Raw genomic sequence first — 25,175 nt, forward strand, 5'->3', positions numbered from 1 at the left:
TTCGCTGGCGAACGGCTGCTAACTGGGTTAGCTTTAAAGTGCCGTAGTCGGCCAGATGCAGTCCTAAAATTATTCCCGCAGGCGACTGTTTCAAGTTGAACAGAGACGTTCAGCGAAACAGGTTAGGAGATGTCAGTGCGTCCATTACGGATCATCATCAAGGATCCCTCATTTTGACAATGGCCCATTGCCAATATGTTCTATGTATCATTGGGTTACAGATCCTTGTAAAAAGGGCTCCTAGTTTTTTGGGGGGATAGCGTGGAGCGCGCACTTGAACACACGACTCGTAAGCGGGATGCGGTCCGGATTCTTTTCATTCTTGACAAAGCTGGCACCAAGCCTGGTTCAGGGGCTCCCAACGGGTCTGTCGCTGTAATCAAGGCCGAGAAACGGCTTCAGGCGCTGGATTTTTGGGTGCGTTGTCCGGACTATCTAGCTGCAGAACTTCTTGTCATGCACGAGAAGGCTCCAGATGAAGGCTATCTAAATGAGGCCTTTAAAGTCATGAGGGGCGACGAGCCTGACGTACGTCGAATGCACATGATGCGGTTTTTCTTTGGTGCATGGGAACGGATTGATGACTCAATGTCCCATTTGGTTTCATTGGGTTTGGCTAGTGTCAAGCGCGTCGTCAAGCCCGAGGGGACTATTGGCCGCACCGATTTTTTCCTCTTGGAGGAGGGAAGGAAGCTTTGCGACCAGCTTGCGACTGAGTCTTCCCACCTTGCTTGGTACCGCGATAGAGCGGCGCTGGTTGCATTGGTAGCGGGGGCTGCTAGTGGGGAAGAGCTCAAGAAGCGACAGTATGAGCAAGCTGAGTACGACGAGGCACGCTGGGGTCACGTCATTGGGCCCATCAGTGCTCGAGTGAAAAAACGATTGGATGAACTCAAGTGAGGAGACTAGGTTGAGTGAAACATATGCTGACAAGGTAGCTGCAAGCTCCGGGCGGAAGCTCGACGAGGTGCTAGCGGTTCTCGCGCGCCACAACATCGTCGACTCGCCCACGCCTCCCATTGCGAAGTCCTTGCGTCTTAAGAAGCTTGCCTTCTCTGGTCATAAAAATATATTGGGCGACGTTCAGCCTTTCAGCTTCCACTGGGCTCCTAACGAACTGGGAGTCAACGTTATCGCCACCGACTCCAACTTTGCAGGGAAGTCCAGTGTCCTTCAGGTGATGCTTTGGGCACTGCGTGGCGAGCCGAAATCTTTGACAACCACTGTCCAGGGTTGGCTGGAGCATGTACATGCCGAATTCCTGGCAGGTGAGCGCCATGTGCGAGTGGTGTTCGAGGTCAATGGCGGCAAGCCTCACGGAAACATTGACCTGCTCAACCAGGATGGAAGCATCATCCATTCTTTAGCTTTCGCTTCGCCGGAGTCCTTTAAGGCCCAAATGAACAGCGTCATGCTTGATGCCCTTCATCTCGAGCCTATCGCGACTTCACGCGAGATCGCTTCGCAAGAGAAGACTGTCATGTACTCGGACGGATGGGCTGCCTATACAGGGGCCCTTCTTTTCGACAGCGACAGCACGGCGCTCATTGGGGACACAGTCGGCACAGACCATGCCCAAAGGTTGCTTCAGGTCTTCTTGGGGATCCCTTGGGCAACGACCTTGTTCCAAGCCCGGGCAGCAAAGCGCGTAGCGGACTCGCTGGTGCAAGCCCGCAAGCGCAAACTTGCGCAATTTGGCAATCGGACTGTGGGCCAGATGGAAGAGCGGCTTGCCGAGATCGCCAGACTTATTGCCTCTGGTCAGGCGCGCGAAACCGCTCTTGCAGAGCTCGAAAAGGTCCGCAAGGCCTTCACAGGCCTCGAATACCAAGTGACCTCGCTAAAGGTAGCTACTACTGTTGTCAATGCGGAGGTCGCCGCTGGACAAGAGGAACTCCTAACGAAGAAGCGCGAACTTCTAGCAATTGAGGAGGAAGCGGCGGCTACGCGGTTTCTGGGGAGGCTTTCTCCTACCTGCTGCCCGCGGTGTACCCAGGCCTTCAGTGCGGCTAGGCAGAAAAATGAACGCACTACAGGAGCATGCGCCGTGTGCCTTACCCAAGTCGAGGAAGGCATCGCGATCGACTATGAAGCCCTGAAAACCAACCTCACGAAAGCTATCGCGAAGTTAACGCGAGACCTCAAGGCAGTCACTCAAAAGGCAGGCGAACTCAATCAGAGCTTCGAGAAGAGCCGCAAGGATTTGGATGAGACGGCGTTCATTCTTGCAAGGTTATCGGCCTCAGGTACAGCGTTGGAAGAGCAGAAGCTCCAGTTGGAAGCCGCTCGTCTTCAAGGCACTATCGAGGCCATCAAGACGCTTGTACAGGCTGATGGCGGAGAGGAAGATGAACTTGTCATTCTTTCGCATGCCACTGAAGTCGCAAAGACCGAGGTAGAGAACGCTGCGAAAGAGATGCTTGAACGTAGCGGGGAGCTGATCAAGGACTTGCTCGTTCGCCTGGGTATGCGCGATGTTGAGCAGGTGGTCCTGAAGCGAAATGCCAACGTGGAAATCCACAAGGGCGGCAGTGAATCGACTTTTGGGAAACTCGCATCTGGCGAACGCCTGCGCGTACGCATCGCGACTGTCATCGCCCTTCTGCAGGCATCGCAGCAGTTTGGTGCTGGCCGTCACCCCGGATTGCTCATCATCGACTCACCGGCTAAGGAAGAGATGGCGGACGCGAACATTGAAGAGATGCTCGCAGCCCTCTCGGAGCTAGCTGCTGATGTGAACCTTCAGTTGTTCATGGCCTTCCGTGGCACGGCTCGTGCCCTGCAGCACTTCCCTGAAGAGCGATGCCTGCTGGCAGCAGCTGGCAAAACGCTCTGGTGATCAGGGCGGAACGACCGTATGTGGACTGCACAAACTCCGTTACAGGATCGCCTTATCGCGACTCTGTCGGAGGGTGGCTATATCTCTGACCAAGATTTCTCCGAAGCTGAGCTGATGGCTGAGGGGGAGGCGCTCGTCACCTCTCCACTTTTTGGCGATGTCGTAGAGATGCTCTTCAAGGTATGGCAGGATCTGGACGACCCTGTATCGGTCACCCGGACAATCTGTTTTGGCCTTAAGCGCAACCAGTGGCGAGATGCGCTGATTCACGCTATCGACGCCATAGCAGAGAGCGGTTGCGAAGAGCTCGGCCCCTATGCCAAAGCGCTGGATGGTCGAACTGGTGACGACGACTCATCGCTTGCTATACGAATTGAGGCTGTCGCTGGGCTCACACGCTTTGCCCTGCGAGCGTCACAGTACGGACCGCTCGCGATCTCTGGCGTGATGCGCCTGGTCGATATCGACGACGACTGGGTAAAAGCAAAGCTTTGCCGCATTGTTTCGGTACTTCACGACCACTTGAATTGGACTCACGCCGTCGATTCGCTCGTGACTCTATCCCAGAGCTTAGTGTGTGGAGTTGAGGCGAGGCAGGAGTTGGGGTTCGTGGAGATGGCGAACGCCTTTAGAAGCGAGGATTTCGCCTCTATGAGCGCATGTCTCGCAAAATCTGCACTCTGGTTTGACGAGAGCGCAAAATTTGCCGAGGAGGCGCCACGGGCCAGAATGTACGGCACTGTAGCAGCTGCGCTCGCACATGCCCTCCGGTTCTCTGAGGATCAACAGGCTCCCGACCTTACTGCTCTCAATGATGCAGCCCAGTGGGTTGTTGCCTACAACCCGTCACGCGCAGGTGCCGCTTGGCTTCATCCACCGCCCGAAGCTGAGCTGGAGTGGGTCCCCTTACTTTCGACGCTCAACGGCACCCAAAAGCAAGACCCCTTTTCATTTTTGGCTGGAGCTATCCAGCTGTTCGAGAAGGTTCGGGCCGTCAGGGTGCCAGGTAACGAGTCTAATGAATATCGCTCTCCATCGGGCTTTAGCCCTGCCGCGCAGCAAGGACGCTTGGTCGGAATGATGAAGACTTGGCTCCAGGGGAGTGCTTCCTCGATACTCTCCACCCAAGGTCGGAGCTTGATTGAGTCGCGCCTAGCAAGCTTAAGTGCTTCGCCGGGAAAACACTAGAGAAGGCGGCGACATGGCCATCCGACCTTCTCGAGAGCGTAACGGCCAGTCTAGGCACCCAGGACACTGAGACTATTGTGTCCTTTTTGAAGGGCCATGCCATAGCTGTTGTGCCTTTGTCCGTCATTGAGCAAGGCATGGTAGATAAGGTCCGTAAACGCCTGGATGGGGCCCCTGACTACACAGGCAAAGTGAAGAGCTGGTTTGACTTGCTCGTCGTCCGTCTCTGCAAGTTTCTCACATCACGCACTGATGCCAGCGCATTTCATGGACATATGGCGTACCTGTCACGAGTTCATGACCGCTCAAAGCTACCGGGCGAGTCCGAGCTTCAATTTGACCTCTACAACTATCTCTTGGGTGTTATGCCTTCAGTCTTGTTGGAGGTGCCAGGAGTAGCCAGTGGACGAACTGATATCTACCTGCCACTGGACGGATTCAGGTTCATTCTTGAGGTCAAGAGAGCAACGCTGACGCGGTGGTCGCGTTTTAGCGTCCGTCCTCACTCCAAACAGGCATCTGCCTACACGGCGACTGATGTACGTCTTGGAGTGCTTGCAACCTTGGACCTTTCGCTTAGGGAGCCAGGCCTGCCGCATGTCACGGAGTGTTTTGGAGTTATCAGGCGAAAGATCTCTCCGAATGATGTGCGAACGGTTCTGTTCCTTCGTGTGCCTGGTAACCGCGCGACCCCTGCCTCCTTATCTCGGTAATCGGTCTTGCAGCGCTTGCACCTAGACTAGCCTGCCAGGGGCCTGAGGGTTCGCTTCTGCCCCACAGTCGCCATCAACACCTTGCTTGCCTCCGGCCGGAATCGCTGTACAACGGACATAGGTTCATGAGGCAGGGACGGCAGCAATGGGTCGATAGCACAAGGTCAGCACACGCCAAAGCAGTCACTTGGCAATGGTCAGATTCCACTGGCAGCTTTAAGGGGTAGAGCGGACCTTCTCGAAAGTCCTTGGGCAATGACTGCTTTCGGTAGCAGCAGTCATTGGTACCTCTGAGGTGAACGGCGGCAACCCAGCCTTGATATTCCAGGAGAGCCGAAAGCTGACATCTCCCGCGAAATATAAGTCATTTGCGACAAAATGTATCAAAATCGACTGTCGAGCGCGCGCAGTTAATGCATCAAAACGGTCAAAGCGACTCGGCTTATGTTGCAATCCGATAGCCGCGCGTAGCAGATCTGACGCTAAACTCAAAAAAGGGCAAACGCCCAGAAGAAGATTCAGGGAGAGAGATTGATTCAACGGCAACTTGATCTGCCTGGGATATTGGCTGGATCTGAAAGCGCAGATGACGACGGAGCACAAGCGCACGTGCATAACCGAGGTGAGCTACACGTGCACATGAACGGCGCAATACCTTTGTCGACCATCCGAGACATCCTGGCCGATGAGGCAACGTCGCTTCCGAATGGATTTGATTTCGAGCGTGATATGGTCCGCCTGAGGCCGTGCAATTCGCTGACGGAATATCTCACGCCTTGGCAGGTGCTGCGACTCTTCCCCAAGAAACGCATAAACCTCGATCGCCTCTCCCACGCTATTCTTGCTAACCTAGCAGAGCACTCCGTTCGGTTTGTTGAGCTTCGCAGCAGCGTTTTGTATCTGACCGGACTTCAGAATTGCACGCCTGTGCAAGCATTGGAACATCTCGTCGAATCGACCGGCAACGCGGCTCAGCACTACGGCATCCAGCGGGGCTTGATCCTCACCGTGACGCGAGGTGACTATAGCGCCTCCAATCTCTCCACCCTCTTGCAGGCATATGAGGATCTCGGACGGCCCAAGGATGTCGTGGGACTCGACCTTGCCGGAGATGAAGAGATTCCTTTCTCAGCCGAGTTACCCACAATGTTTCGAGAGGCCAAGGAGCGGTACGGCCTCGGCATTACCATCCATGCCGGAGAGACCGGCCGCGTGGAGAACGTCCGTACGGCCGTGGAACTGTTTCACGCAGATCGGATCGGCCACGGCACGGCTGCTGGCAAGGATCCTTATCTGCTAGATCTGTTGTCCGCCAAGGAGGTTTGCATCGAGGTTTGTCCGATCAGTAACCGACTCACAGGTGCAGTTCCTCGCAATGAGGCACACCCTTTGCAGGAATTCCGGCGCCACGGCGTGCCGTTCGTGATTTGCTCCGACAACCCTGCAATCCATCAACGCGGCTTGATCGACGACCAGGCTGCAGCCATGACCGAGGGACTCTCCATCTGCGACATGCTGCAGCAGTACGAGGTCGCCAAACGTTTTTCATTCATGGAGGGTCTGAATTGAAGATTCGATTTATGTCCGGCAACAAACACAAGATTGAGGAAGTGCAACGCATCCTTACCCCAGTCGGCGTGGACATCGTTCCGGTATCCAGAAAGATCGAGGAACTGCAGACGCAAGACGTCCAAGCTCTCGTAAGGGACAAACTGATCAAGGCCTTCCAAGAAATCGGCCGCCCACTGTTTGTTGAGCACACAGGACTGTACCTTGGGGGACTAAACGACCTCCCCGCAGGCTTGACTCAGATATTTTGGGATCATCTAGAAGCCACGCGCTTTGCTAACCTCGTGGCTGGCCTTGGTGATGACAAGGTCACAGCAAAGACTGTGCTCGGGTACTGCGACGGGCGCGAAATACACCTGTTCGAGGGCGCCATCGAAGGCACTGTTCCTCGCATGCCTGCCGGCCCGGAGGACTTTCAGTGGGACTGCGTCTTCATCCCTGACGGCAGCACGATGACATTTGCCGAGATGGGCACCGACAAAGACAACATCTCAATGCGCCGTAAAGCGTTGGATAAGTTCGCCGCCCACCTGAACGCTACGAAAGTTATGAGATGAAAGCAGAACTTCTTGAAGCGCACCGCTGCGGCAAGCTGATGCTGTTCGCTGGTGCGGGAGTATCCGCGAACCTTGGCTTGCCAAGTTGGGGCCAGTTAATTTCGCAGATCGCGAAGGAACTAGGCTATGACCCGGAAGTGTTTGCCACCTACGGGAACTACCAGACCCTTGCTGAGTTTTACAAAAAGAAGAGGGGCGGACTCGGCGAGTTGCGAAGCTGGATGGATCGGGAGTGGCATAAGCCATCCACAGACATCAAGGCGTCTGATATTCATAGATTGATCACTCAGGGGAATTTCTCACGAATCTACACCACAAACTACGATCGTTGGCTTGAAATCGCCCACGCTGAGTTTGGCGTGAAGTACGACAGGATTGCCAGCGTAGCGGACATGGTCGCCGCTAGGGAGGGGCACCGGCAGATCATCAAGTTCCATGGCGACTTTGCCGCCGACGAGTCGATCGTTCTCGATGAAACCAGCTACTACCAACGACTGAACTTCGATACGCCACTGGATATCAAGCTACGCAACGACGTACTGAGCAATTCCGTCCTCTTCATCGGCTATAGCCTGACGGACTTCAACATCCGTCTTCTGTTCTATCGACTGACGGAAATGTGGGGACGTTCACCGCTAGCCTCCGTTAGACCCAAGTCCTACGTCTTCACTCATCGCCCAAACCCAGCAGCAGAAGAAGTGCTGAGGCAATGGGGTATCGAGATGATCGTGTCTGACGAGGATGATCCCAAGAAGGCTCTTACTAACTTCCTCCAAAATCTCATTACCTAACAAGGTCGTCAAACACTTCATGAGCATGATGGGGAAATACATATCCCTGTTGCTGCAGCCATCCTGATGGACCATCAAGAGGGTCGATTCACATCAAGATCCGTAATCAGCCTGAAGCAGCCTGCCGCTGCTACTTCTCCTATGCAGCGATGCTGCCGGTCACATCTGCAAATCGAAGTACTGATGTTGCACCTTTTTTCTGGAGTTCTTAGCTCACTGCTAGCGCTGGCTCTGCAATACGCCTTGTACTAGCTGCTCCTCGTATTTCTAATAACTACACCTTTTAAGTGGCAGCATCAGGACTTCATCAAACATAGACTTTGCCAGTTCTTTCAATGTCTTGCAGCAACCCCGCACGGGCTTCATCGAGTGCAGTTTTAGCGCTGAGAATGAAACATTCATATAGTGCAGCTTGGCTGCCCTTATTCCATAAACGCGTACCAGTAGTGATGATTCGGTACTGCATCACAGTGGACGCAGCGCGCAAGTCAAGTAAATCAACATGACAGTTGGCAATACTGGCCAGCTGATTGCTCGAATCCCAAAGCTCCTCTGTGTCAAGTGGCCCATCTGCCAACACCGCCAAGTCTAGGTCACTGTCTGGACCCGCAAGGCCTGAGGCTTGCGATCCAAACACGTATAGCGCAGACAAGCTGGGTATAGTCTTTTGAAGCTGCAAGAGCATAGCTGCGTAGTTCATTGCATCCTCTTAATAATCATTAGGTTATTGCATCTCGCAGTCATGCGACCTGAAGTTTTGTTCGGTTGGGCACATTGCTCGCGATACGCAATTGGTCGAGGTAATCAGCCCACTGCTGTATTTGTTCAAATCTTTTTGCCAAGTACTTGGTTCGGTTGTAACTCCGACCGTTGGAATCTTTGACAGCGTGTGCAAGATTGGCCTCAATAGCAAGTGGATCGAGGTCAAGCTGATCTACCATCATCGTTCTGGCGCTGGCGCGAAAACCATGCCAACTTTGCTCATCGCCATAACCTAAGCTGTACAGCGCGGTGCGTACCGAGTTGTCTGACATTGGGCGATCGTGATCTCTCTGCCCAGGGAAAACATACTTCCCACGTCCACTCAGTGGCAAAAGTTCGCGCAGTAACGCTACTGCTTGCTTCGGCAGTGGAACAACATGAGGCTCGCCCTTTTCTTTTTCCTCGACGGTGCGCTTCATCTTCGCACTAGGAATGGTCCAAAGGGCAGCATCCAAATCCAACTCAGCCCATTCCATTGTTCGCAGATTGCCTGGGCGCTGGTAAAGCAAAGGAGCTAGCAGCAACGCTGTGCGAACAAATGGCCCGCCTTTATAGGCATACATGGCGCGCAATAGATCGCCAAAGCGTTCTGGCTCGACTATCGCAGGAAAGTTGGTCCCTCGGTATGGTGTCAGCCGTGCTTTCAGACCTTCTGTGATGTCTCGTTGTGTATTTGTGGCTGTGGGGAGCCAGTAGCGCCAAATTTGACGACACAGCATGAGTGCTCTGTCAGCTGTCTCAAGAGCACCTCGGGCTTCAACTTTTTGAAGAACGGCCAACAGTTCCATCGGCTGGATTTCAGACATCTCTCGATCGCCAATCCAAGGAAAAAGGTCTCTTTCTAGCTGACTGAACATTCGCTTAGCATGACTGGGACTCCAGCGGGCGACCTGCTTGCCGTGCCATTCAAGCGCTACGGCCTTGAAGGTGCTGCCAACGCCGGTAGGGTTGACCAGCTTTTCAACTTTTCTTGCCTTGGCCGGATCGACACCTTCTGCTTTTTGGAGTCTAGCCGCGTCACGCGCTCTGCGTGCAGCCGTCAGACTGACCTGGGGGTAGCTACCCAAAGCTAGACGTCCCTCTTTACCGTCCTTGCGATACTTCCAAAACCAACGACGAGAGCCTGCAGGGCTAACCTCCAAGTACAGACCTCCTGAATCTGCATATCTCTCTCTTTTAGCGCCGGGGGAACAAGTAGCGTTTCTGCACTGAGCATCAGTCAACATGGGGAAACAAAGCCTCTTTAGAAAGCCCTCCACAGAGGGAAGTGGGGGAACAATGGGGGTAAATTTACCATTACCCCCGCTTTGTTCCCCCACTCGTTCCCCCACCAAGCATTAGCAGCAGCTAAATCTCCTTAGACGACATAAGACTCTAAGTTGTTGATTTAACAAAAGAAAAAGGGGTTCAATGAACTTCATTGAACCCCTTTATACAGGTGGGTGGTGGAGCTGGCGGGAATTGAACCCGCGTCCGTCAGCCTTCATCGAGCAGATCTACATGTTTAGCGGTCTGTTTTAAATCTCGCCATGAATATCGCGCAGTCGCACGCTACACCCACAGCCAGCACCCTATTTTCTTACCTCGACCCAAGGTACCCGGATCAAGGCCAGCCCATGTAATTATCCTTGCAGCCGGGAGGCACTGATTGCTCAGAACCCCCTTGCCCAGCCCATCGGCCAACTGTTGCAAGGCTCACTGGCAATTAAGCAGCGAGTGCGAAACGTTCGTCGTTTGCAGTTAGTTTTTTAAATCGAGATTTACGAGCGTGACTCAAGCTCGACATGCACCACACCGATTCCGAACCCACGTCGAAACCAGGACAGCCCCATGCGTCCTATTTTAGGCCACAGCGATCCATTGCAAGAGCTCGACTGGAGAATTAATTGAAGCATGCGCATTCCAGCTGGAAACATCGGAATGCGCACCCAAGTAGCCGTATGTTGCGCTCACAGTAGACATGCCCGCAGCATGCCCTGCCACGATGTCTCTCTCATCATCACCGACGTAGACACAGCGGATAGGCTCCACTCCCAGGCGCCTAGCCGCTTCCAGTAGCGGAGCCGGATGCGGTTTGGCGTGGGGTGTCGTGTCACCACTGATCACCACACCAGCGGATGCAAACAGCGCAGTGGCCCGCACCAGCGGATCAGTAAAGCGGGCAGATTTGTTGGTAACGATGCCCCAAGGCAAACCTCGGGCCTGAAGAGATTGCAACAAATGCTCCACACCGTCGAATACCGAGGTCAACTCGGTCAACCGGTTCTCATAATTGACGAAGAACTCTTCACGCATGGCGGGAAAGTCGGGGTGCTCAGGCGTCATGTCAAACGCCTTGTGCAACATGCCCCGCGCCCCAGCGCCAGCCATGGGCCGGTAGTGATCCAAGGAATAAGACGTCAAGCCTCGATCCGTTCGCATCTTGTCAGCCGCAGCCCCAAGATCGGGCGCGCTGTCCACCAAGGTTCCATCCAAGTCAAACAGGACAGCAGCAACGTTTTTGAACATAGCGTGGATTTCAGGAAAACTTGCGTGCTGCCAGCATGTAGTTGACGCTGGTGTCTGTAGTCAGGGCATACCGCTGGGTTATCGGGTTGTATTCCATCCCTTTTGTGCCAACCAGGTCCAACCCTGCCTCGCGGCAGCTAGCGGCCAACTCACTGGGTCGAATCATCTTGGCATATTCGTGGGTGCCACGGGGCAGCATGTTGAGAACATATTCCGCCCCTACGATAGCGAGCATGAAAGCCTTGGCACTGCGGTGCAAAGTCGAGAAGAACACCCATCCGTCGGGTTTCACCAATTCAGCGCAGGCCCGCACCACAGAGGCGGGATCTGGAACATGCTCCAGCATTTCCATGCAAGTCACCACATCAAAGCTGGCGGGCTGCTCTTGCGCGAGCGCCTCGACACTGATTTCCCGGTATTGAATATTCGGAGTGCCTGTTTCCAAGGCATGTAACTGCGCAACCCTAAGTGACTTGGATGCCAGGTCAATCCCGGTGACATTTGCTCCTTTGCGCGCCATGGAGTCTGCCAATATCCCGCCCCCACAGCCAACGTCCAGAACTCGTTTCTGGTTCAGGTCAGCAAGGGCGTGAATCCAGTCCAAGCGAAGAGGATTGATTTGGTGCAGAGGCTTGAATTCGCTCTCTGGGTCCCACCAGTGGTGGGCCAAGTCTGAGAACTTGGCCAATTCTGCAGGGTCTGCGTTGAGTGCTTCAGTCATATCGCCATTTTCCCCCAAGGACCTATGCCCTATCGAGGATGTACAAATCATCTGGACATAAAAAAAGCCCCGTCACCGGGGCTTTTTTTGGAGTAATCAGAGATTACTTGGTAGCACGGGTGCCGACCACTTCGATTTCCACGCGACGGTTCTTGGCGCGGCCTTCGGCAGTCTTGTTGTCAGCCACAGGTTGCTTTTCGCCCTTGCCTTCGGTGTACACGCGGTTCTTTTCGATGCCCTTGGACACCAAGTAAGCCTTCACAGCTTCGGAACGACGCACAGACAGCTTTTGGTTGTAAGCATCGGAACCCACGGAGTCAGTGTGACCCACAGCGATGATCACTTCCAGGTTGATACCCTTGACCTTGGAGACCAGATCGTCCAACTTGGCCTTGCCTTCTGCCTTCAGGACCGACTTGTCGAAGTCGAAGAATGCGTCAGCAGCGTAGGTAACCTTTTGAGCGGCAACAGCGGGGGCTGCTGCGGCAGGAGCCGCGGCGGCGGGAGCTGCAGGGGCTGCTGCAGGTGCGGCTGCAGGGGCTGCAGCTGGCTTGGCAGCGATAGCGCCGTCACAGCCAGGAGCTGCCGTAGCAGGCGTCCAGTTGGCATCGCGCCAGCACAGTTCGTTGGTGCCGTTCTTCCAGACCAGATCGCCGGAACCGTTCTTCCAGTTGTCTACAGTTTGTGCGCCAGCGGCGGTTGCGAGCGCTGCAGAGGCAAACAACATCGCCACTTTGTTCAGTTTCTTCATGGTTCTCCTCTTGGGGAAAAAGCCGCAGCCGCGCTGCGAATCAGGACGCTTAGGGTGACCACCACCAAAAACGTTGAAACGATTGTGCCATACGTAACAGGCGAAAAGCGGCTCTACTTCATAAGGCACCGTAGGACAAAACCGCAATAGCCCTCATATGTTGCTCGGGCGCTACAAGCATCTAAGCCTAAAATGGCTCTCCTTTGCTGCCTCCGCCGTCCAAATGACCCAGTTTGCCAAAGAAACCCTGCCGATCAGTCTTGAAGAAGAAATGCGGCGCAGTTACCTCGATTACGCGATGAGCGTGATCGTAGGCCGGGCCTTGCCTGACGCACGAGACGGCTTGAAGCCGGTGCACCGGCGCGTGCTTTACGCAATGCACGAACTCAACAACGACTGGAACCGACCCTATAAAAAGTCGGCCCGTATCGTTGGCGACGTGATTGGTAAGTACCACCCCCACGGAGACTCGGCGGTGTACGACACCATCGTGCGGATGGCGCAAGACTTCTCATTGCGTCACATGCTGGTGGACGGTCAGGGCAACTTCGGCTCGGTGGACGGCGACAACGCCGCTGCCATGCGGTACACCGAAATCCGCCTGGCCAAAATTGCTCACGAAATGCTGGGCGACATCGACAAGGAAACGGTCGATTTCGGCCCCAACTACGACGGCAGCGAAAAAGAGCCGCTGGTATTGCCCAGCAAGCTGCCCAACCTGCTGGTGAATGGGTCAGCAGGTATTGCGGTGGGCATGGCCACCAATATTCCACCGCACAACCTGAACGAAGTGGTGGATGCCTGCCTGCACATGCTGCGCAACCCGGATGCTTCCATTGATGAGCTGATGGAGATCATTCCCGCGCCTGACTTCCCCACGGCCGGGATCATCTACGGCATCAATGGTGTGAAGGATGGCTATCGCACCGGGCGCGGCAAGGTGGTGATGCGTGCCAAGTGCCACTTCGAGGACATCGACCGTGGCCAGCGCCAGGCGATCATCGTGGACGAGCTGCCCTACCAGGTCAACAAGAAGACGTTGCAGGAGCGCATGGCCGAGCTGGTGCACGAGAAGAAAATCGAAGGCATCAGCCACATCCAGGACGAGTCGGACAAATCCGGCATGCGCCTGGTGATCGAACTCAAGCGCGGCGAAGTGCCCGAGGTGGTGCTGAACAACCTGTACAAGCAGACGCAGCTGCAGGACACATTCGGCATGAACATGGTGGCGCTGATTGACGGCCAACCCCGCCTGTGCAACCTCAAGGACCTGATCAGCGTCTTCCTGCAGCACCGCCGCGAAGTGGTGACACGCCGCACGGTGTTCGAGCTGCGCAAAGCCCGTGATCGCGGGCACGTACTCGAAGGCTTGGCCGTGGCATTGGCCAACATTGACGATTTCATTGCCATCATCCGCAACGCCCCCACCCCCCCAGTGGCCAAGGCTGAGCTGATGACCCGCTCTTGGGACAGCAAACTGGTGCGCGAGATGCTGACCCGCACGCGCGCCGATGGCGGCGTGATCAACGCCGACGACTATCGCCCTGAGGGCCTGGAAAAAGAATTCGGCATGGGCCAGGACGGCCTGTACCGACTGTCTGAAACGCAGGCACAGGAAATCCTGCAGATGCGCCTGCAGCGCCTCACGGGCCTGGAGCAAGACAAGATCGTGGCCGAGTACAAGGAAGTCATGGCGGTCATTGAAGACCTGCTGGACATCCTGGCCAAGCCCGAGCGTGTCTCGACCATCATTGGCGAAGAGCTCACATCGATCAAGCAGGAGTTCGGCCAGCACAAGCTGGGCGCACGCCGCTCCATCGTGGAATACAGTGCGCAGGACCTCTCCACCGAAGACCTGATCACCCCCACCGACATGGTGGTGACGCTGAGCCACACCGGCTACATCAAGAGCCAGCCCCTGTCCGAATACCGCGCCCAAAAGCGTGGCGGCCGCGGCAAGCAGGCTACGGCTACGAAAGAAGACGACTGGATCGACCAGCTCTTCATCGCCAACACGCACGACTACATCCTGTGCTTCTCCAACCGCGGCCGCCTGTACTGGCTCAAGGTGTGGGAAGTGCCAGCAGGCTCGCGTGGATCGCGTGGCCGCCCTATCGTCAACATGTTCCCCCTGCAAGACGGCGAGAAGATCAACGTGGTGCTGCCGCTCACCGGCGACATGCGCAGCTTCCCTGCCGACCACTTTGTGTTCATGGCAACCAGCATGGGCACCGTGAAGAAGACAGCGCTGGACGAGTTCAACAACCCCCGCAAGGGCGGCATCATTGCCGTGAACCTGGATGACGGCGACTACCTGATCGGCGCGGCCCTCACCGATGGCAAACATGACGTGATGCTGTTCAGCGACGGCGGCAAGGCCGTGCGCTTTGACGAAAACGATGTGCGTCCGCTGGGCCGTGCGGCGCGCGGTGTGCGCGGCATGATGCTGGAAGAAGGCCAGAGCGTGATCGCCATGCTGGTGGCCGAAGACGAAAGCCAAAGCGTGCTCACCGCCACCGAAAACGGCTATGGCAAACGCACCAGCATCGTCGAATACACGCGCCACGGCCGTGGCACCAAGGGCATGATCGCCATCCAGCAAAGCGAGCGCAATGGCAAGGTCGTTGCCGCCACGCTGGTGCATGCTGACGACGAGATCATGCTGATCACCGACAAGGGCGTGCTGGTGCGCACCCGTGTGAGCGAGATCCGCGAGCTGGGCCGCGCCACGCAGGGCGTGACGCTGATTGCACTGGACGAAGGCTCCAAGCTCAGCGGCCTGCAGCGCATTGTGGAAAACGATGCCAACGCGCCGGATTCAGCCACAGAGGCTGGTGATGAATCTGAAGGCGGTAACGCCAGCGAAGGCGGCACAACGCCTGAGGCTTGACCGCCAAGCCGCAGCCACGGCTTTTAGCCTTGGCTGCAATTGCTATCAAAATCAGAGCTTCTACCGCTTACTCAGCAAGCGCCGGAAGCTCTTTTTATCATTAACCGATGAACCGCCCCTACAACTTCTCCGCCGGCCCGGCCGCCATCCCTGCCGAAGTCCTTGAACAAGCCGCTGCTGAAATGCTCAACTGGCACGGCAGTGGTATGGGCGTGATGGAGATGAGCCACCGGGGCAAGGAATTCATCTCGATTTACGAGCAGGCCGAAGCCGATCTGCGCGAACTGCTGGCCGTACCTGCCAATTTCAAGATCCTGTTCATGCAAGGCGGTGGCTTGGCGGAAAACGCCATCGTTCCGCTGAATCTTTCGCGCGCAGCGACGGTGGACTTTGTGGTGACGGGCGGCTGGAGCCAAAAATCTCAAAAAGAAGCGCTCAAGTACGCATCGGAATCGCGCATTGCGGCCTCGGGACAAGAGTCCGGGTTCACCACCCTGCCAGCGCCATCAACATGGCAACTGAGCAAGGGCGCCAGCTATGTACACCTGTGCAGCAATGAAACCATCCACGGGGTGGAGTTTCATGAACTGCCGGATCTCCAGAGCCTGGGTAGCGATGCACCGTTGGTCATCGACTTCTCTTCCCACGTGGCCTCGCGCGGTGTGGACTGGTCGCGCGTGGGGGTCGCGTTCGGCGGCGCCCAAAAGAACCTCGGCCCCGCCGGCCTGACGCTGGTGGTTGTGCGCGAAGACCTGCTCGGGCACGCCCTGCCGATCTGCCCCAGCGCGTTCGATTACAAGATCGTCGCGGACAACCAGTCGATGTACAACACACCGCCCACCTGGGGCATCTACATGGCCGGCCTCACCTTCCAGTGGCTCAAGCGCCAGCGCGAAGGTGGTTTGGCGGGCATCGCCGCCATCGAGCAGCGCAACATTGCCAAGGCCGAGTTGCTTTACAGCGCCATCGACAACTCCCAGTTTTACGTGAACAAAGTGGCAGTGAACTGCCGCTCGCGCATGAACATCCCGTTCTTCCTGCGCGATGAAAGCCGCAACGAGGCATTCCTGACCGGAGCCCGCGAACGCGGTCTGCTGCAACTCAAGGGCCACAAGTCCGTGGGCGGTATGCGTGCCAGCCTCTACAACGCCATGCCCCTGGAGGGCGTTCAGGCGCTGGTGACCTACATGCGAGAATTTGAACAAAAGCACGCCTGAGCGGCTGCCACCCACGCCCCCACCCATGAATACTCCGCAAGCATCCCCTGATCTCGCCAGCCTGCGCGTGCAGATCGACACCATCGACCAGCAACTGCTCTCGCTGCTGAACCAGCGGGCGCTGGTGGCCGAGCAAGTGGGCGAGGTCAAGAAGCGCGAAGGCACGCCATTCTTCCGGCCAGATCGCGTTGCCCAGGTCATTGAAAAGATCACCACAGCCAACCCAGGCCCACTCAAGGGCGCGCATGTGGCAGCCATCTGGCGCGAAATCATGTCGGCCTGCCTGGCGCTTGAATCGCCCCAGCGTGTCGCCGTGCTGGGGCCAGAAGGCACTTTCTGCGAGCAGGCAGCCATCGAGTTCTTTGGCGGCGCGGCCGACTTGATGTATTGCGCTAACTTCGACGAAGTCTTTCATGCCACCGCCGCGGGTAGCGCCCAGTACGGTGTGGTGGGTGTTGAAAACTCCACTGAAGGCGTGGTCACTCGTTCACTGGATTTGTTCCTGCACACCCCCACCCATGTGGTGGGCGAGGTGAGCTTGCTGGTGCGCCACAACCTGCTGCGCACTACCAATTCTCTGGACAACATCGAAGCGGTGTTGGCGCACCCCCAGGCCTTGGCCCAATGCCAGGCATGGCTTTCCAAGCACTTGCCGCATGCAGAGCGCCGCCCTGTTTCCAGCAATGCCGAAGGCGCACGCCTGGCCACCACCAATCCAGCCTGGGCCGCGTTGTCCAGCGAACGGGCTGCCAGTCAGTTTGGCTTGCACATCGTGTCGCACGCCATCCAGGACGATGCGTACAACCGCACGCGGTTTGCCATCATTTGCCTGCCGCACACGCTGCAGACCCCACCACCTTCCGGCAAAGATTGCACCAGCCTGATTGTTTCGGTGCCCAACCGGCCCGGAGCTGTGCATGACCTGCTGGTGCCGCTGAAGAACCATGGGGTATCCATGACTCGGTTTGAGTCGCGCCCCGCGCGCACCGGTCAGTGGGAATACTATTTCTACATCGACCTGGACGGGCATCCCGCACAGCCCCATGTAGGCCGGGCGCTGGAAGAACTGCGCAGCCTGTGCGCCTTCTACAAAGTGCTGGGTACCTACCCGGTCACTGCGTGAGGAGAGTCGATCCATGTTTGAACAACTGGGATTGATCGGCTGCGGCCTCATGGGCGGCTCCTTCGCACTGGCGCTGAAAAAGGCGGGGCTGGTGAAGCGCGTCGTGGGGTACAGCAAGTCGCCCTCCACCACCGACCGGGCTCGCCAGCTCGGCGTCATCGATGTAGAGGCTCCCTCCGCCCTGCTCGCCGTGGCAGGCGCTGACATCGTGCTGGTGGCTGTGCCTGTGGCTGCGACCGAAGCCACGCTCAAGGCCATCAAGCACTTGGTCACCCCCCAGATGCTGATCATGGATGTGGGCTCAACCAAGGCCGACGTGGTGCAGGCTGCACGGCGTGCGCTGCGTGATCAGGTGGGTTCCTTCGTGCCAGCACACCCCATCACCGGCCGCGAAGTGGCAGGGGTGGAACATGCAGACGCTGAGCTGTATTACGGCCGCCAGGTCATCCTGACCCCGACGGAACGCACACTCACCGCGCAGTTGCTGCAGGCGCAAGAAGTGTGGCAAGCCATTGGCTGCCGGGTGAGCAGCATGTCGCCTGAGTCGCATGACAGCGCTTTTGCTGCCGTCAGCCACCTGCCCCACCTGCTGGCATTCGCGATGATGAACACCCTCACCGGCCAGCCCGAGGGGGACGATTACCTGTCATTGGCCGGCCCTGGTTTCCGGGACTTCACACGCATCGCGGCTGGCGAGCCGAAGATGTGGCGCGACATCATGCTGGCCAACCGTGATGAGCTGCTGGCGCAATCCAAGCTCTTTCAGCAAGCGCTGGCGCAGCTGGAACAAGCCATCTCCAGTGGCAACGCCCAGGCACTGGAAGACATGCTCACCCTGGCCAGCGAAACCCGCGCCCACTGGCGCATGGGTGCACAACGCACATCCAAGCAACCTTAAATGTTCACTACCGCTTTCCTTGATCTCCCCGCGCTGGATGCGGCTGCGGGTGAAGTGCTGCTGCCTGGCTCCAAAAGCATCTCCAACCGGGTTCTCCTGCTCTCCGCTTTGAGCCTGGGCACCACCACGGTGTACGACTTGCTGGCATCAGACGACACGCGCGTCATGCTGGACGGCTTGCGCCAGATTGGTTGCGAAGTCGAAGAATCAGGTAGCACGGTGCGCATTACCGGCCTGGGTGGACGCAAACCCGTGTCGCCCTGCAGCCTGTTCATGGGCAATGCAGGCACGGCCATGCGCCCACTGACCGCTGCGCTGGCGCTGCTGGGTGGCGAGTTTGAACTCTCGGGCGTGCCGCGCATGCACGAACGCCCCATTGGCGACCTGGTGGATGCCCTGCGGCAACTGGGCTGCCACATCGACTACCTGGGCAATCCCGGCTACCCTCCGCTGCGCATCGCGCACAGCAACGGAGTTCCTGCACTGGCACTGAACCATCCCATCCAGGTGCGTGGGGATGTGTCGAGCCAGTTCCTCACAGCGCTGCTCATGGCGCTGCCCTTGGTCGCCACCCAGACCGCTGTACACATTGAAGTGGTGGGAGAGCTAATCTCCAAGCCCTACATCGCCATCACCCTGCAGTTGCTGGCGCGGTTCGGCATTCAGGTCCACCACGACAACTGGCAGCGGTTCACCATCCCTGCAGGCAGCCAGTACCAGTCGCCCGGCAGCATCTACGTGGAGGCGGATGCCTCTTCTGCTAGCTATTTCATAGCACTTGGCGCAATAGCATCAAGCGCTGAAGCCTCAAACTCCATCAAGATTCAAGGCGTGGGGCTGGACTCGATCCAGGGCGACATCCGCTTTGTGGAAGCAGCCCAGGCCATGGGCGCCAAAGTCACCGGCGGCCCCAACTGGCTGGAGGTGCAGCGGGGTGCATGGCCCCTCAAGGCCATTGATCTGGACTGCAACCACATCCCTGACGCAGCCATGACCCTGGCCGTGATGGCGCTCTACGCCACGGGCACCACCACCTTGCGCAACATTGCCAGCTGGCGCGTCAAGGAAACCGATCGTATTGCGGCCATGGCCAATGAGCTGCGCAAGCTGGGGGCCACCGTGCAGGAAGGCGCCGATTACATCCTGATCACGCCACCTGCCAGCACTGAGCACTGGAAAGCCGCAAGCATCCACACCTATGACGACCACCGGGTGGCAATGTGCTTCTCACTGGCGACCTTCAACCCAGCCCAGTTGCCGGTGCGCATTGAAGACCCCAAATGCGTGGCCAAGACGTTCCCGGATTACTTCGAGGCCTTCCTCGGCACCGCTGTGCTGCCCGCTCAGCGCATTCCAGTGATCTGTATTGACGGCCCTACCGCTTCCGGCAAGGGCACCGTCGCGGCAGAAGTTGCCAAGCGCCTCGGGTACCACTTTCTCGATTCAGGGGCCATGTACCGCATCACGGCCTACGCAGCACTCCAGGCGGGCTTGGTGATTGATCCAGCCCATGAAACAGCCATCGCCCAATTGGCCAAGAGCTTGCCAGTGCGCTTTGACGGTGGCCGTGTTTATCTGGGCAATGAAGACGTGACCGATGCCATACGCACCGAAGAGGCGGGCATGAACGCATCACGCGTGTCTGCCCTGCCCTCCGTTCGCACGGCGCTGGTAGATCTGCAACACAGCTTCCAGCGCCTGCCCGGTCTGGTGGCAGACGGGCGCGACATGGGCACCGTGATCTTCCCAGACGCCCCTTTGAAGGTGTTTTTGACTGCCAGTGCAGCCTGCCGGGCCGAGCGGCGGTATAAACAGTTGATTTCAAAGGGTTTTCAAGCTAACATCGATGACCTTCGTGCCGATTTGGAAGCGCGCGACGCACGGGACAGTTCCCGCAGCGTGGCTCCTCTCAAGCCAGCGCAAGATGCTTTGGTCCTGGACAACTCCACTTTGACGATTGAACAAGCCGTCAATCAGGTGATGAACTGGTGGCTGGAGCGTCAACCTTTCGCAGCCCCTGCGCAAGGCTGACAAGGCGGGTCGCAAGGCCCTGCCAAGCCCATTCCGCCCCTACCGCGCGTCAGCGCACAGGCGGTTTGGTTTTTTTTAACTTAACCCGCGGTCACACCGCAAAAAACCACCGCAAGCAGCTATAAAAACGGTAGCAATGGTGCTACCGGAATCCTGTTTGTGGCAAGGAAACACATGTCCGAATCTTTTGCCGCCCTTTTTGAAGAATCCTTGCAGCGTACGGAAATGCGCCCAGGCGAAGTCATCACCGCTGAAGTCGTGCGCGTTGAGCACAACTTCGTGGTCGTGAACGCTGGCCTCAAGTCCGAAGCCTACGTGCCGCTGGAAGAGTTCAAGAACGACAAGGGCGAAGTTGAAGTCCAAGTCGGTGACTTCGTTTCGGTGGCCATCGGCTCCATCGAAAACGGTTACGGCGACACCATCCTGTCGCGTGACACCGCCAAGCGTCTGGCTTCCTGGATGAGCCTGGAAAAGGCCCTGGAATCCGGCGAATTCGTCACTGGCACGACCAGCGGCAAGGTCAAGGGCGGTCTGACCGTTCTGGTCAACGGCATCCGCGCATTCCTGCCCGGTTCGCTGATCGATACACGTCCGATCAAGGATCTGACGCCGTACGAAAACAAGACCATGGAATTCAAGGTCATCAAGCTGGACCGCAAGCGCAACAACGTGGTGCTGAGCCGCCGCGCTGTGGTGGAAGCTTCCATGGGCGAAGAACGCGCCAAGTTGATGGAAACCCTGAAAGAAGGCTCCATCGTTCAAGGCGTGGTCAAGAACATCACCGAATACGGTGCATTCGTTGACCTGGGCGGCATCGACGGCCTGCTGCACATCACCGACATGGCATGGCGCCGCGTGCGTCACCCATCGGAAGTGGTGACCGCTGGCCAGGAAATCACGGCCAAGATCCTGAAGTTCGACACCGAAAAGAACCGCGTGTCCCTGGGTCTGAAGCAAATGGGCGACGACCCATGGATGGGCGTGAACCGCCGCTACCCCCAAGGCACCCGCCTGTTCGGCAAGATCACGAACATTGCCGACTACGGCGCGTTCGTCGAACTCGAGCCCGGCATCGAAGGCCTGGTGCACGTGTCTGAAATGGACTGGACCAACAAGAACATCGCTCCCGCCAAGCTGGTTTCGCTGGGCGACGAAGTCGAAGTCATGGTTCTGGAAATCGACGAAGACAAGCGCCGTATCAGCCTGGGCATGAAGCAGTGCAAGGCCAACCCATGGCAAGAGTTTGCTCAGGAAACCAAGCGCGGTGACCGCGTGAAGGGCCCGATCAAGTCCATCACCGACTTCGGCGTGTTCGTGGGTCTGGCTGCCGGCATCGACGGTCTGGTGCACCTGTCCGACCTGTCCTGGAACGAGCCCGGCGAAGCCGCTGTTCGCAACTACAAGAAGGGCCAGGAAGTCGAAGCCATCGTGTTGGCTGTGGACGTGGACCGCGAACGCATCTCCCTGGGCATCAAGCAGCTCGACGGCGACCCATTCACGACCTTCGTGACCGTGAACGACAAGGGCCAAACGGTGACCGGCAAGGTCAAGACCGTGGACGCCCGTGGCGCTGAAATCGACCTGGGCGACGACATCGTCGGCTACCTGCGCGCTTCGGAAATCTCCCGCGACCGCGTGGAAGATGCCCGCAATGTGCTGAAGGAAGGCGACGAAGTCACAGCCGTGGTGGTGAACGTGGATCGCAAGACCCGCAACATCCAGCTGTCGATCAAGGCCAAGGACCAAGCTGACCAGCAAGAAGCCATGGCCAGCCTGAGCCAGCAATCGAGCCGCGAAAGCGCCGGCACGACCAGCCTGGGCGCCCTGCTGCGCGCGAAGCTGGACAATTCGGAAAAGTAAAGCCGCTTCTGGCCGGGTAACCGGCCAGCTGGCAACATCGGGCGCACAAGTGCCCGCCGCTCGGGAAACCTCAAATTTCCCGGCGTGGTGGGTTTCTTATGCGCCCGTTCTCATTGGATAACGCGATGCCCCAAGACTCCATGACCCGCTCTGACCTCGTCGAAGAACTGGCCGCCCGCTTTGGCCAACTCACGCACAAGGACGCTGAATTCGCCGTCAAGACCATCCTGGACGCCGTGGGCGAAGCCTTGGTCAAAGGCCATCGGATCGAGATTCGGGGCTTTGGCAGTTTTTCCGTCAATCACCGCCCTCCTCGCATGGGCCGCAATCCACGCAGCGGCGAAGCCGTGGCGATCCCTGAAAAGCGCGTACCCCACTTCAAGCCAGGCAAAGCCCTGCGCGAAGCGGTAGACCGGCGCACCCAGCCCCTCGACGTGCAACCTTGAGCAGCCCCAAGAACCTGTTCAAAGATCAGCGCTGCGAAAACCACACGCGGTACGGGCAGTCCGGCAAAGCGCGGCAGATCTGGCACTCAGGCCCCATGCCACTACACGGCACGGCACGCAAGCAGCATCAAAATTCATAGCACCTCGCGCTTTATTCACGGGCGCTGCAGGCAATTTCTATTAAATTTTGAGCATTCATACTTCTCCACAGCGCTCGAAAATAACGCTGAGGCGGCCCAGACAGTCAGCCCAGGCGCTGCACGTAGAATCTCCGCACCACCGGGGACGCCATGAAATACCTGCTGTGGCTGCTGAAAGCGGCCATTTTCTTTACCCTGTTTGCGTTTGCGCTGAACAACCAGCAAGACGCCACCGTTCACTTCTTCTTTGGCACGCAATGGCGGGCGCCACTGGTGTTGGTGGTGCTGACTGCGTTTGCAGCGGGGCTGGTCACCGGGGTGCTGGGCATGGTGCCGCGCTGGTGGCGGCATCGCAACATCGCGCTGAAGGCGCAGCAAACGGCGGCAACCACGCCCCCTGCGCAGACCACAGCGTCTGCTCCAGCAGTTCCCCCTGCACCTAACGAATACCCGCCCGTTCATGGAATTTGATGCAACCTGGATGCTGCTGGGGCTGCCCTTGGCCTTTGTGCTGGGCTGGCTGGCCTCGCGGTTCGATCTGCGCCAGCTGCGTGCAGAAAACCGCAGAGCCCCGAAGGCCTACTTCAAGGGCCTGAACTTTCTGCTGAACGAGCAGCAGGACCAAGCGATTGATGCCTTCATCGAGGCCGTGCAGAACGACCCCGACACCTCGGAACTTCACTTTGCGCTGGGCAACCTGTTTCGCCGCCGTGGTGAGTACGACCGGGCGGTGCGTGTGCACGAGCACCTGCTCTCGCGTGGCGACCTGACACCTGCCGACAGGGAGCGTGCCCAGCATGCCCTGGCCCTTGATTTTCTGAAGGCCGGCTTGCTCGACCGCGCCGAGGACGCCCTCAACCGCCTGGAGGGTACGCCCTTCGAGGCCCAGGCACGGCTTGCCTTGCTGGCCATTTACGAACGTTCACGCGACTGGTCGCACGCAGCCAGCATTGCTCAAAAAATGCATGCCGCAGACCAGGGCGACTTCAGCACCCGACAAGCCCATTACCTCTGCGAGCAAGCCCTGGCGCTGAGCGTGCAAGGTGATCGTGCAGGTGCGAAGGCGCTGCTTGAACAAGCCATTGCGGCTGCGCCCGACGCTGCCCGGGCCCGCATTGAGTTGGCACGGCTACAGCAACTGATGGGCCAACCGGATGCCGTGCTGGCTACCCTGCAGACGCTGGGCGAACGGGCCCCTGCCGCCCTGCCCTTGGCAGCCCCTCTGATGGTGGAGGCTGGCAACGCCACTGGCCGCCAGGCAGAAGTGCTCGCACGGCTGGTAGCGCACTACGAGCAATCACCCAGCCTGGATGTTCTGGAAAGCATTGTGGCCATGGAAGCCGCCAATGACGCCACCCAAGCCACCGCGCGGGTGAGGTATGTGCAGCACCTGGACAAGGAGCGCTCCCTGGTCGCGGCGGCCAAATGGCTGTCGGCAGAGAAGCTGGAACATGAAGAATTCCACCCACAGATCCAGCGCGCTCTGGAACATGCGGTGAAGCCCCTGACTCGCTACCGCTGCGCCGCCTGTGGTTTTGAAGCCCGCCAGCATTTCTGGCAATGCCCCGGTTGCCAGACTTGGGACAGCTACCCCGCACGCCGGGTGGAAGAACTCTGAGCCCGGCGTACCAGCACGCTCCTTGTCAGTTTTCGTTTTCAGGCCGATCACCATGCTCAAAAAACTCTTCTTTTGCGTTGCTTTCTTTTTTGCTGCCGCGGCCTTTGCTGCCGTGGATGTGAACCAGGCCACCGAGGCAGACCTGGACGGCATCAATGGCATTGGCCCGGGCTTGTCCCAGCGGATCCTGGCCGAACGCGAGAAGGGCGAGTTCAAAGACTGGACTGACTTGATTGAGCGCGTCAAAGGTATCGGCGACAAGACTGCGACCAAGTTCTCGGCAGGCGGGCTGACCGTGCAAGGCAAACGCTTCAACGCGGCAGCCTGGGCCAGGGCACAAGCCAAAGCCAAGAGCAAGGAAGGCACTGCACCACGGCAGGCACCATCCAAAAGTGCTTCGCCCGCAAGTCAGGCCGCCGAGCCTGCAAGCCAGTCACCTGCTGCGCAGCCCAAGCCCTGAACTCAGGGCGTAGCAGCCCGTACTGCGTCAAAAGAAAGCCTCGCTCCTTTCCGCGAGGGTTCCGAGATCGTGCGTGCGACGTGGTGCGCGCAG

The 25,175-nt window shown here is 57.8% G+C and carries 21 protein-coding genes and 1 other RNA gene; 16 read left to right on the forward strand and 6 right to left on the reverse strand.

What is annotated here, in order from left to right; all coding sequences use genetic code 11:
* Positions 1-261: 261 nt before the first annotated feature.
* From AADJ04_RS02565 to AADJ04_RS02590, 6 genes are all read left to right on the forward strand, one after another.
* Positions 262-900, forward strand: a complete 639-nt coding sequence (locus AADJ04_RS02565) for a hypothetical protein (protein WP_341238653.1) — start codon at positions 262-264, stop codon at positions 898-900.
* Between the two features lie 10 nt (positions 901-910).
* The gene (locus AADJ04_RS02570) at positions 911-2,839 is read left to right on the forward strand and encodes a hypothetical protein (protein ID WP_341238654.1); all 1,929 of its coding nucleotides are present in this window, start codon (positions 911-913) and stop codon (positions 2,837-2,839) included.
* Positions 2,840-2,857: 18 nt separating this feature from the next.
* The gene (locus tag AADJ04_RS02575) at positions 2,858-4,027 is read left to right on the forward strand and encodes a hypothetical protein (RefSeq protein ID WP_341238655.1); all 1,170 of its coding nucleotides are present in this window, start codon (positions 2,858-2,860) and stop codon (positions 4,025-4,027) included.
* A gap of 1,346 nt (positions 4,028-5,373) precedes the next feature.
* A complete protein-coding gene (locus tag AADJ04_RS02580; protein WP_341238692.1) occupies positions 5,374-6,309 on the forward strand; it encodes an adenosine deaminase in 936 nt (311 codons plus the stop codon).
* On the forward strand, positions 6,306-6,866 hold the full coding sequence (locus AADJ04_RS02585) for a non-canonical purine NTP pyrophosphatase (protein WP_341238656.1): 561 nt from the start codon (positions 6,306-6,308) through the stop codon (positions 6,864-6,866). Before AADJ04_RS02580 ends, AADJ04_RS02585 begins: the two co-directional genes overlap by 4 nt.
* Entirely contained in the window at positions 6,863-7,657 is a 795-nt protein-coding gene (locus tag AADJ04_RS02590) for an SIR2 family protein (RefSeq protein WP_341238657.1), read from the forward strand. The genes AADJ04_RS02585 and AADJ04_RS02590 overlap by 4 nt, the downstream gene beginning before the upstream one ends.
* A gap of 307 nt (positions 7,658-7,964) precedes the next feature.
* On the opposite strand, the gene AADJ04_RS02595 is transcribed toward AADJ04_RS02590, so the two are convergent.
* From AADJ04_RS02595 to ompA, 6 genes are all read right to left on the reverse strand, one after another.
* Positions 7,965-8,357: a nucleotidyltransferase domain-containing protein gene (locus AADJ04_RS02595; RefSeq protein ID WP_341238658.1), complete on the reverse strand. Its 393-nt coding sequence runs from the start codon at positions 8,355-8,357 to the stop codon at positions 7,965-7,967.
* Positions 8,358-8,397: 40 nt separating this feature from the next.
* On the reverse strand, positions 8,398-9,645 hold the full coding sequence (locus tag AADJ04_RS02600) for an integrase arm-type DNA-binding domain-containing protein (protein ID WP_341238659.1): 1,248 nt from the start codon (positions 9,643-9,645) through the stop codon (positions 8,398-8,400).
* A 217-nt stretch (positions 9,646-9,862) separates the two neighbouring features.
* Positions 9,863-10,249, reverse strand: a transfer-messenger RNA (tmRNA) gene (gene ssrA, locus AADJ04_RS02605).
* Positions 10,250-10,261: 12 nt separating this feature from the next.
* The gene (gene gph, locus AADJ04_RS02610) at positions 10,262-10,927 is read right to left on the reverse strand and encodes a phosphoglycolate phosphatase (protein ID WP_198846290.1); all 666 of its coding nucleotides are present in this window, start codon (positions 10,925-10,927) and stop codon (positions 10,262-10,264) included.
* Between the two features lie 10 nt (positions 10,928-10,937).
* Entirely contained in the window at positions 10,938-11,648 is a 711-nt protein-coding gene (gene ubiG / locus AADJ04_RS02615) for a bifunctional 2-polyprenyl-6-hydroxyphenol methylase/3-demethylubiquinol 3-O-methyltransferase UbiG (protein WP_341238660.1), read from the reverse strand.
* A 103-nt stretch (positions 11,649-11,751) separates the two neighbouring features.
* Complete coding sequence (gene ompA, locus AADJ04_RS02620) at positions 11,752-12,399, reverse strand: outer membrane protein OmpA (RefSeq protein WP_066697959.1); 648 nt, start codon at positions 12,397-12,399, stop codon at positions 11,752-11,754.
* Between the two features lie 223 nt (positions 12,400-12,622).
* On the opposite strand from ompA, the gene gyrA reads away from it, so the two are divergent.
* The 10 genes from gyrA (at position 12,623) to AADJ04_RS02670 (ending at position 25,082) form a co-directional block, all read left to right on the forward strand.
* Positions 12,623-15,289, forward strand: a complete 2,667-nt coding sequence (gyrA, locus tag AADJ04_RS02625; RefSeq protein ID WP_341238661.1) for a DNA gyrase subunit A — start codon at positions 12,623-12,625, stop codon at positions 15,287-15,289.
* Between the two features lie 107 nt (positions 15,290-15,396).
* Positions 15,397-16,506 carry a 3-phosphoserine/phosphohydroxythreonine transaminase gene (gene serC / locus AADJ04_RS02630; RefSeq protein WP_341238662.1) on the forward strand — a complete coding sequence of 370 codons (1,110 nt, stop codon included), beginning with the start codon at positions 15,397-15,399 and terminating at the stop codon, positions 16,504-16,506.
* A gap of 25 nt (positions 16,507-16,531) precedes the next feature.
* Positions 16,532-17,629, forward strand: coding sequence for a prephenate dehydratase (gene pheA / locus AADJ04_RS02635; protein ID WP_044398580.1), 1,098 nt, complete (start codon positions 16,532-16,534; stop codon positions 17,627-17,629).
* Between the two features lie 13 nt (positions 17,630-17,642).
* A complete protein-coding gene (locus AADJ04_RS02640) occupies positions 17,643-18,527 on the forward strand; it encodes a prephenate dehydrogenase/arogenate dehydrogenase family protein (protein ID WP_066697951.1) in 885 nt (294 codons plus the stop codon).
* Positions 18,528-20,558, forward strand: coding sequence for a bifunctional 3-phosphoshikimate 1-carboxyvinyltransferase/cytidylate kinase (locus tag AADJ04_RS02645; RefSeq protein ID WP_341238663.1), 2,031 nt, complete (start codon positions 18,528-18,530; stop codon positions 20,556-20,558).
* A gap of 174 nt (positions 20,559-20,732) precedes the next feature.
* Positions 20,733-22,418, forward strand: coding sequence for a 30S ribosomal protein S1 (rpsA, locus tag AADJ04_RS02650; RefSeq protein ID WP_142080983.1), 1,686 nt, complete (start codon positions 20,733-20,735; stop codon positions 22,416-22,418).
* Positions 22,419-22,543: 125 nt separating this feature from the next.
* Positions 22,544-22,864, forward strand: a complete 321-nt coding sequence (locus AADJ04_RS02655; RefSeq protein WP_066697945.1) for an integration host factor subunit beta — start codon at positions 22,544-22,546, stop codon at positions 22,862-22,864.
* A 290-nt stretch (positions 22,865-23,154) separates the two neighbouring features.
* Positions 23,155-23,475 carry a LapA family protein gene (locus tag AADJ04_RS02660; protein ID WP_198846283.1) on the forward strand — a complete coding sequence of 107 codons (321 nt, stop codon included), beginning with the start codon at positions 23,155-23,157 and terminating at the stop codon, positions 23,473-23,475.
* Positions 23,465-24,622, forward strand: coding sequence for a lipopolysaccharide assembly protein LapB (lapB, locus tag AADJ04_RS02665; protein WP_341238664.1), 1,158 nt, complete (start codon positions 23,465-23,467; stop codon positions 24,620-24,622). The genes AADJ04_RS02660 and lapB overlap by 11 nt, the downstream gene beginning before the upstream one ends.
* 52 nt (positions 24,623-24,674) lie before the next feature.
* The gene (locus AADJ04_RS02670; protein WP_341238665.1) at positions 24,675-25,082 is read left to right on the forward strand and encodes a helix-hairpin-helix domain-containing protein; all 408 of its coding nucleotides are present in this window, start codon (positions 24,675-24,677) and stop codon (positions 25,080-25,082) included.
* Positions 25,083-25,175 lie beyond the last annotated feature (93 nt).

It is taken from the genome of uncultured Acidovorax sp., from assembly GCF_964021665.1.
GTDB classification, from domain to species: Bacteria; Pseudomonadota; Gammaproteobacteria; order Burkholderiales; family Burkholderiaceae_C; genus Acidovorax; species Acidovorax temperans.

Excerpts from the sequence above, each read along its gene's own strand:
- AADJ04_RS02575 (WP_341238655.1), top strand. The coding sequence starts at position 2,858 with ATGTGGACTGCACAAACTCCGTTACAGGATCGCCTTATCGCGACTCTG.
- AADJ04_RS02590 (WP_341238657.1), top strand. The coding sequence starts at position 6,863 with ATGAAAGCAGAACTTCTTGAAGCGCACCGCTGCGGCAAGCTGATGCTG.
- AADJ04_RS02595 (WP_341238658.1), bottom strand. The coding sequence starts at position 8,357 with ATGAACTACGCAGCTATGCTCTTGCAGCTTCAAAAGACTATACCCAGC.
- AADJ04_RS02600 (WP_341238659.1), bottom strand. The coding sequence starts at position 9,645 with ATGTTGACTGATGCTCAGTGCAGAAACGCTACTTGTTCCCCCGGCGCT.
- gph (WP_198846290.1), bottom strand. The coding sequence starts at position 10,927 with ATGTTCAAAAACGTTGCTGCTGTCCTGTTTGACTTGGATGGAACCTTG.
- ubiG (WP_341238660.1), bottom strand. The coding sequence starts at position 11,648 with ATGACTGAAGCACTCAACGCAGACCCTGCAGAATTGGCCAAGTTCTCA.
- ompA (WP_066697959.1), bottom strand. The coding sequence starts at position 12,399 with ATGAAGAAACTGAACAAAGTGGCGATGTTGTTTGCCTCTGCAGCGCTC.
- gyrA (WP_341238661.1), top strand. The coding sequence starts at position 12,623 with ATGACCCAGTTTGCCAAAGAAACCCTGCCGATCAGTCTTGAAGAAGAA.
- serC (WP_341238662.1), top strand. The coding sequence starts at position 15,397 with ATGAACCGCCCCTACAACTTCTCCGCCGGCCCGGCCGCCATCCCTGCC.
- pheA (WP_044398580.1), top strand. The coding sequence starts at position 16,532 with ATGAATACTCCGCAAGCATCCCCTGATCTCGCCAGCCTGCGCGTGCAG.
- AADJ04_RS02640 (WP_066697951.1), top strand. The coding sequence starts at position 17,643 with ATGTTTGAACAACTGGGATTGATCGGCTGCGGCCTCATGGGCGGCTCC.
- AADJ04_RS02645 (WP_341238663.1), top strand. The coding sequence starts at position 18,528 with ATGTTCACTACCGCTTTCCTTGATCTCCCCGCGCTGGATGCGGCTGCG.
- rpsA (WP_142080983.1), top strand. The coding sequence starts at position 20,733 with ATGTCCGAATCTTTTGCCGCCCTTTTTGAAGAATCCTTGCAGCGTACG.
- AADJ04_RS02655 (WP_066697945.1), top strand. The coding sequence starts at position 22,544 with ATGCCCCAAGACTCCATGACCCGCTCTGACCTCGTCGAAGAACTGGCC.
- AADJ04_RS02660 (WP_198846283.1), top strand. The coding sequence starts at position 23,155 with ATGAAATACCTGCTGTGGCTGCTGAAAGCGGCCATTTTCTTTACCCTG.
- lapB (WP_341238664.1), top strand. The coding sequence starts at position 23,465 with ATGGAATTTGATGCAACCTGGATGCTGCTGGGGCTGCCCTTGGCCTTT.
- AADJ04_RS02670 (WP_341238665.1), top strand. The coding sequence starts at position 24,675 with ATGCTCAAAAAACTCTTCTTTTGCGTTGCTTTCTTTTTTGCTGCCGCG.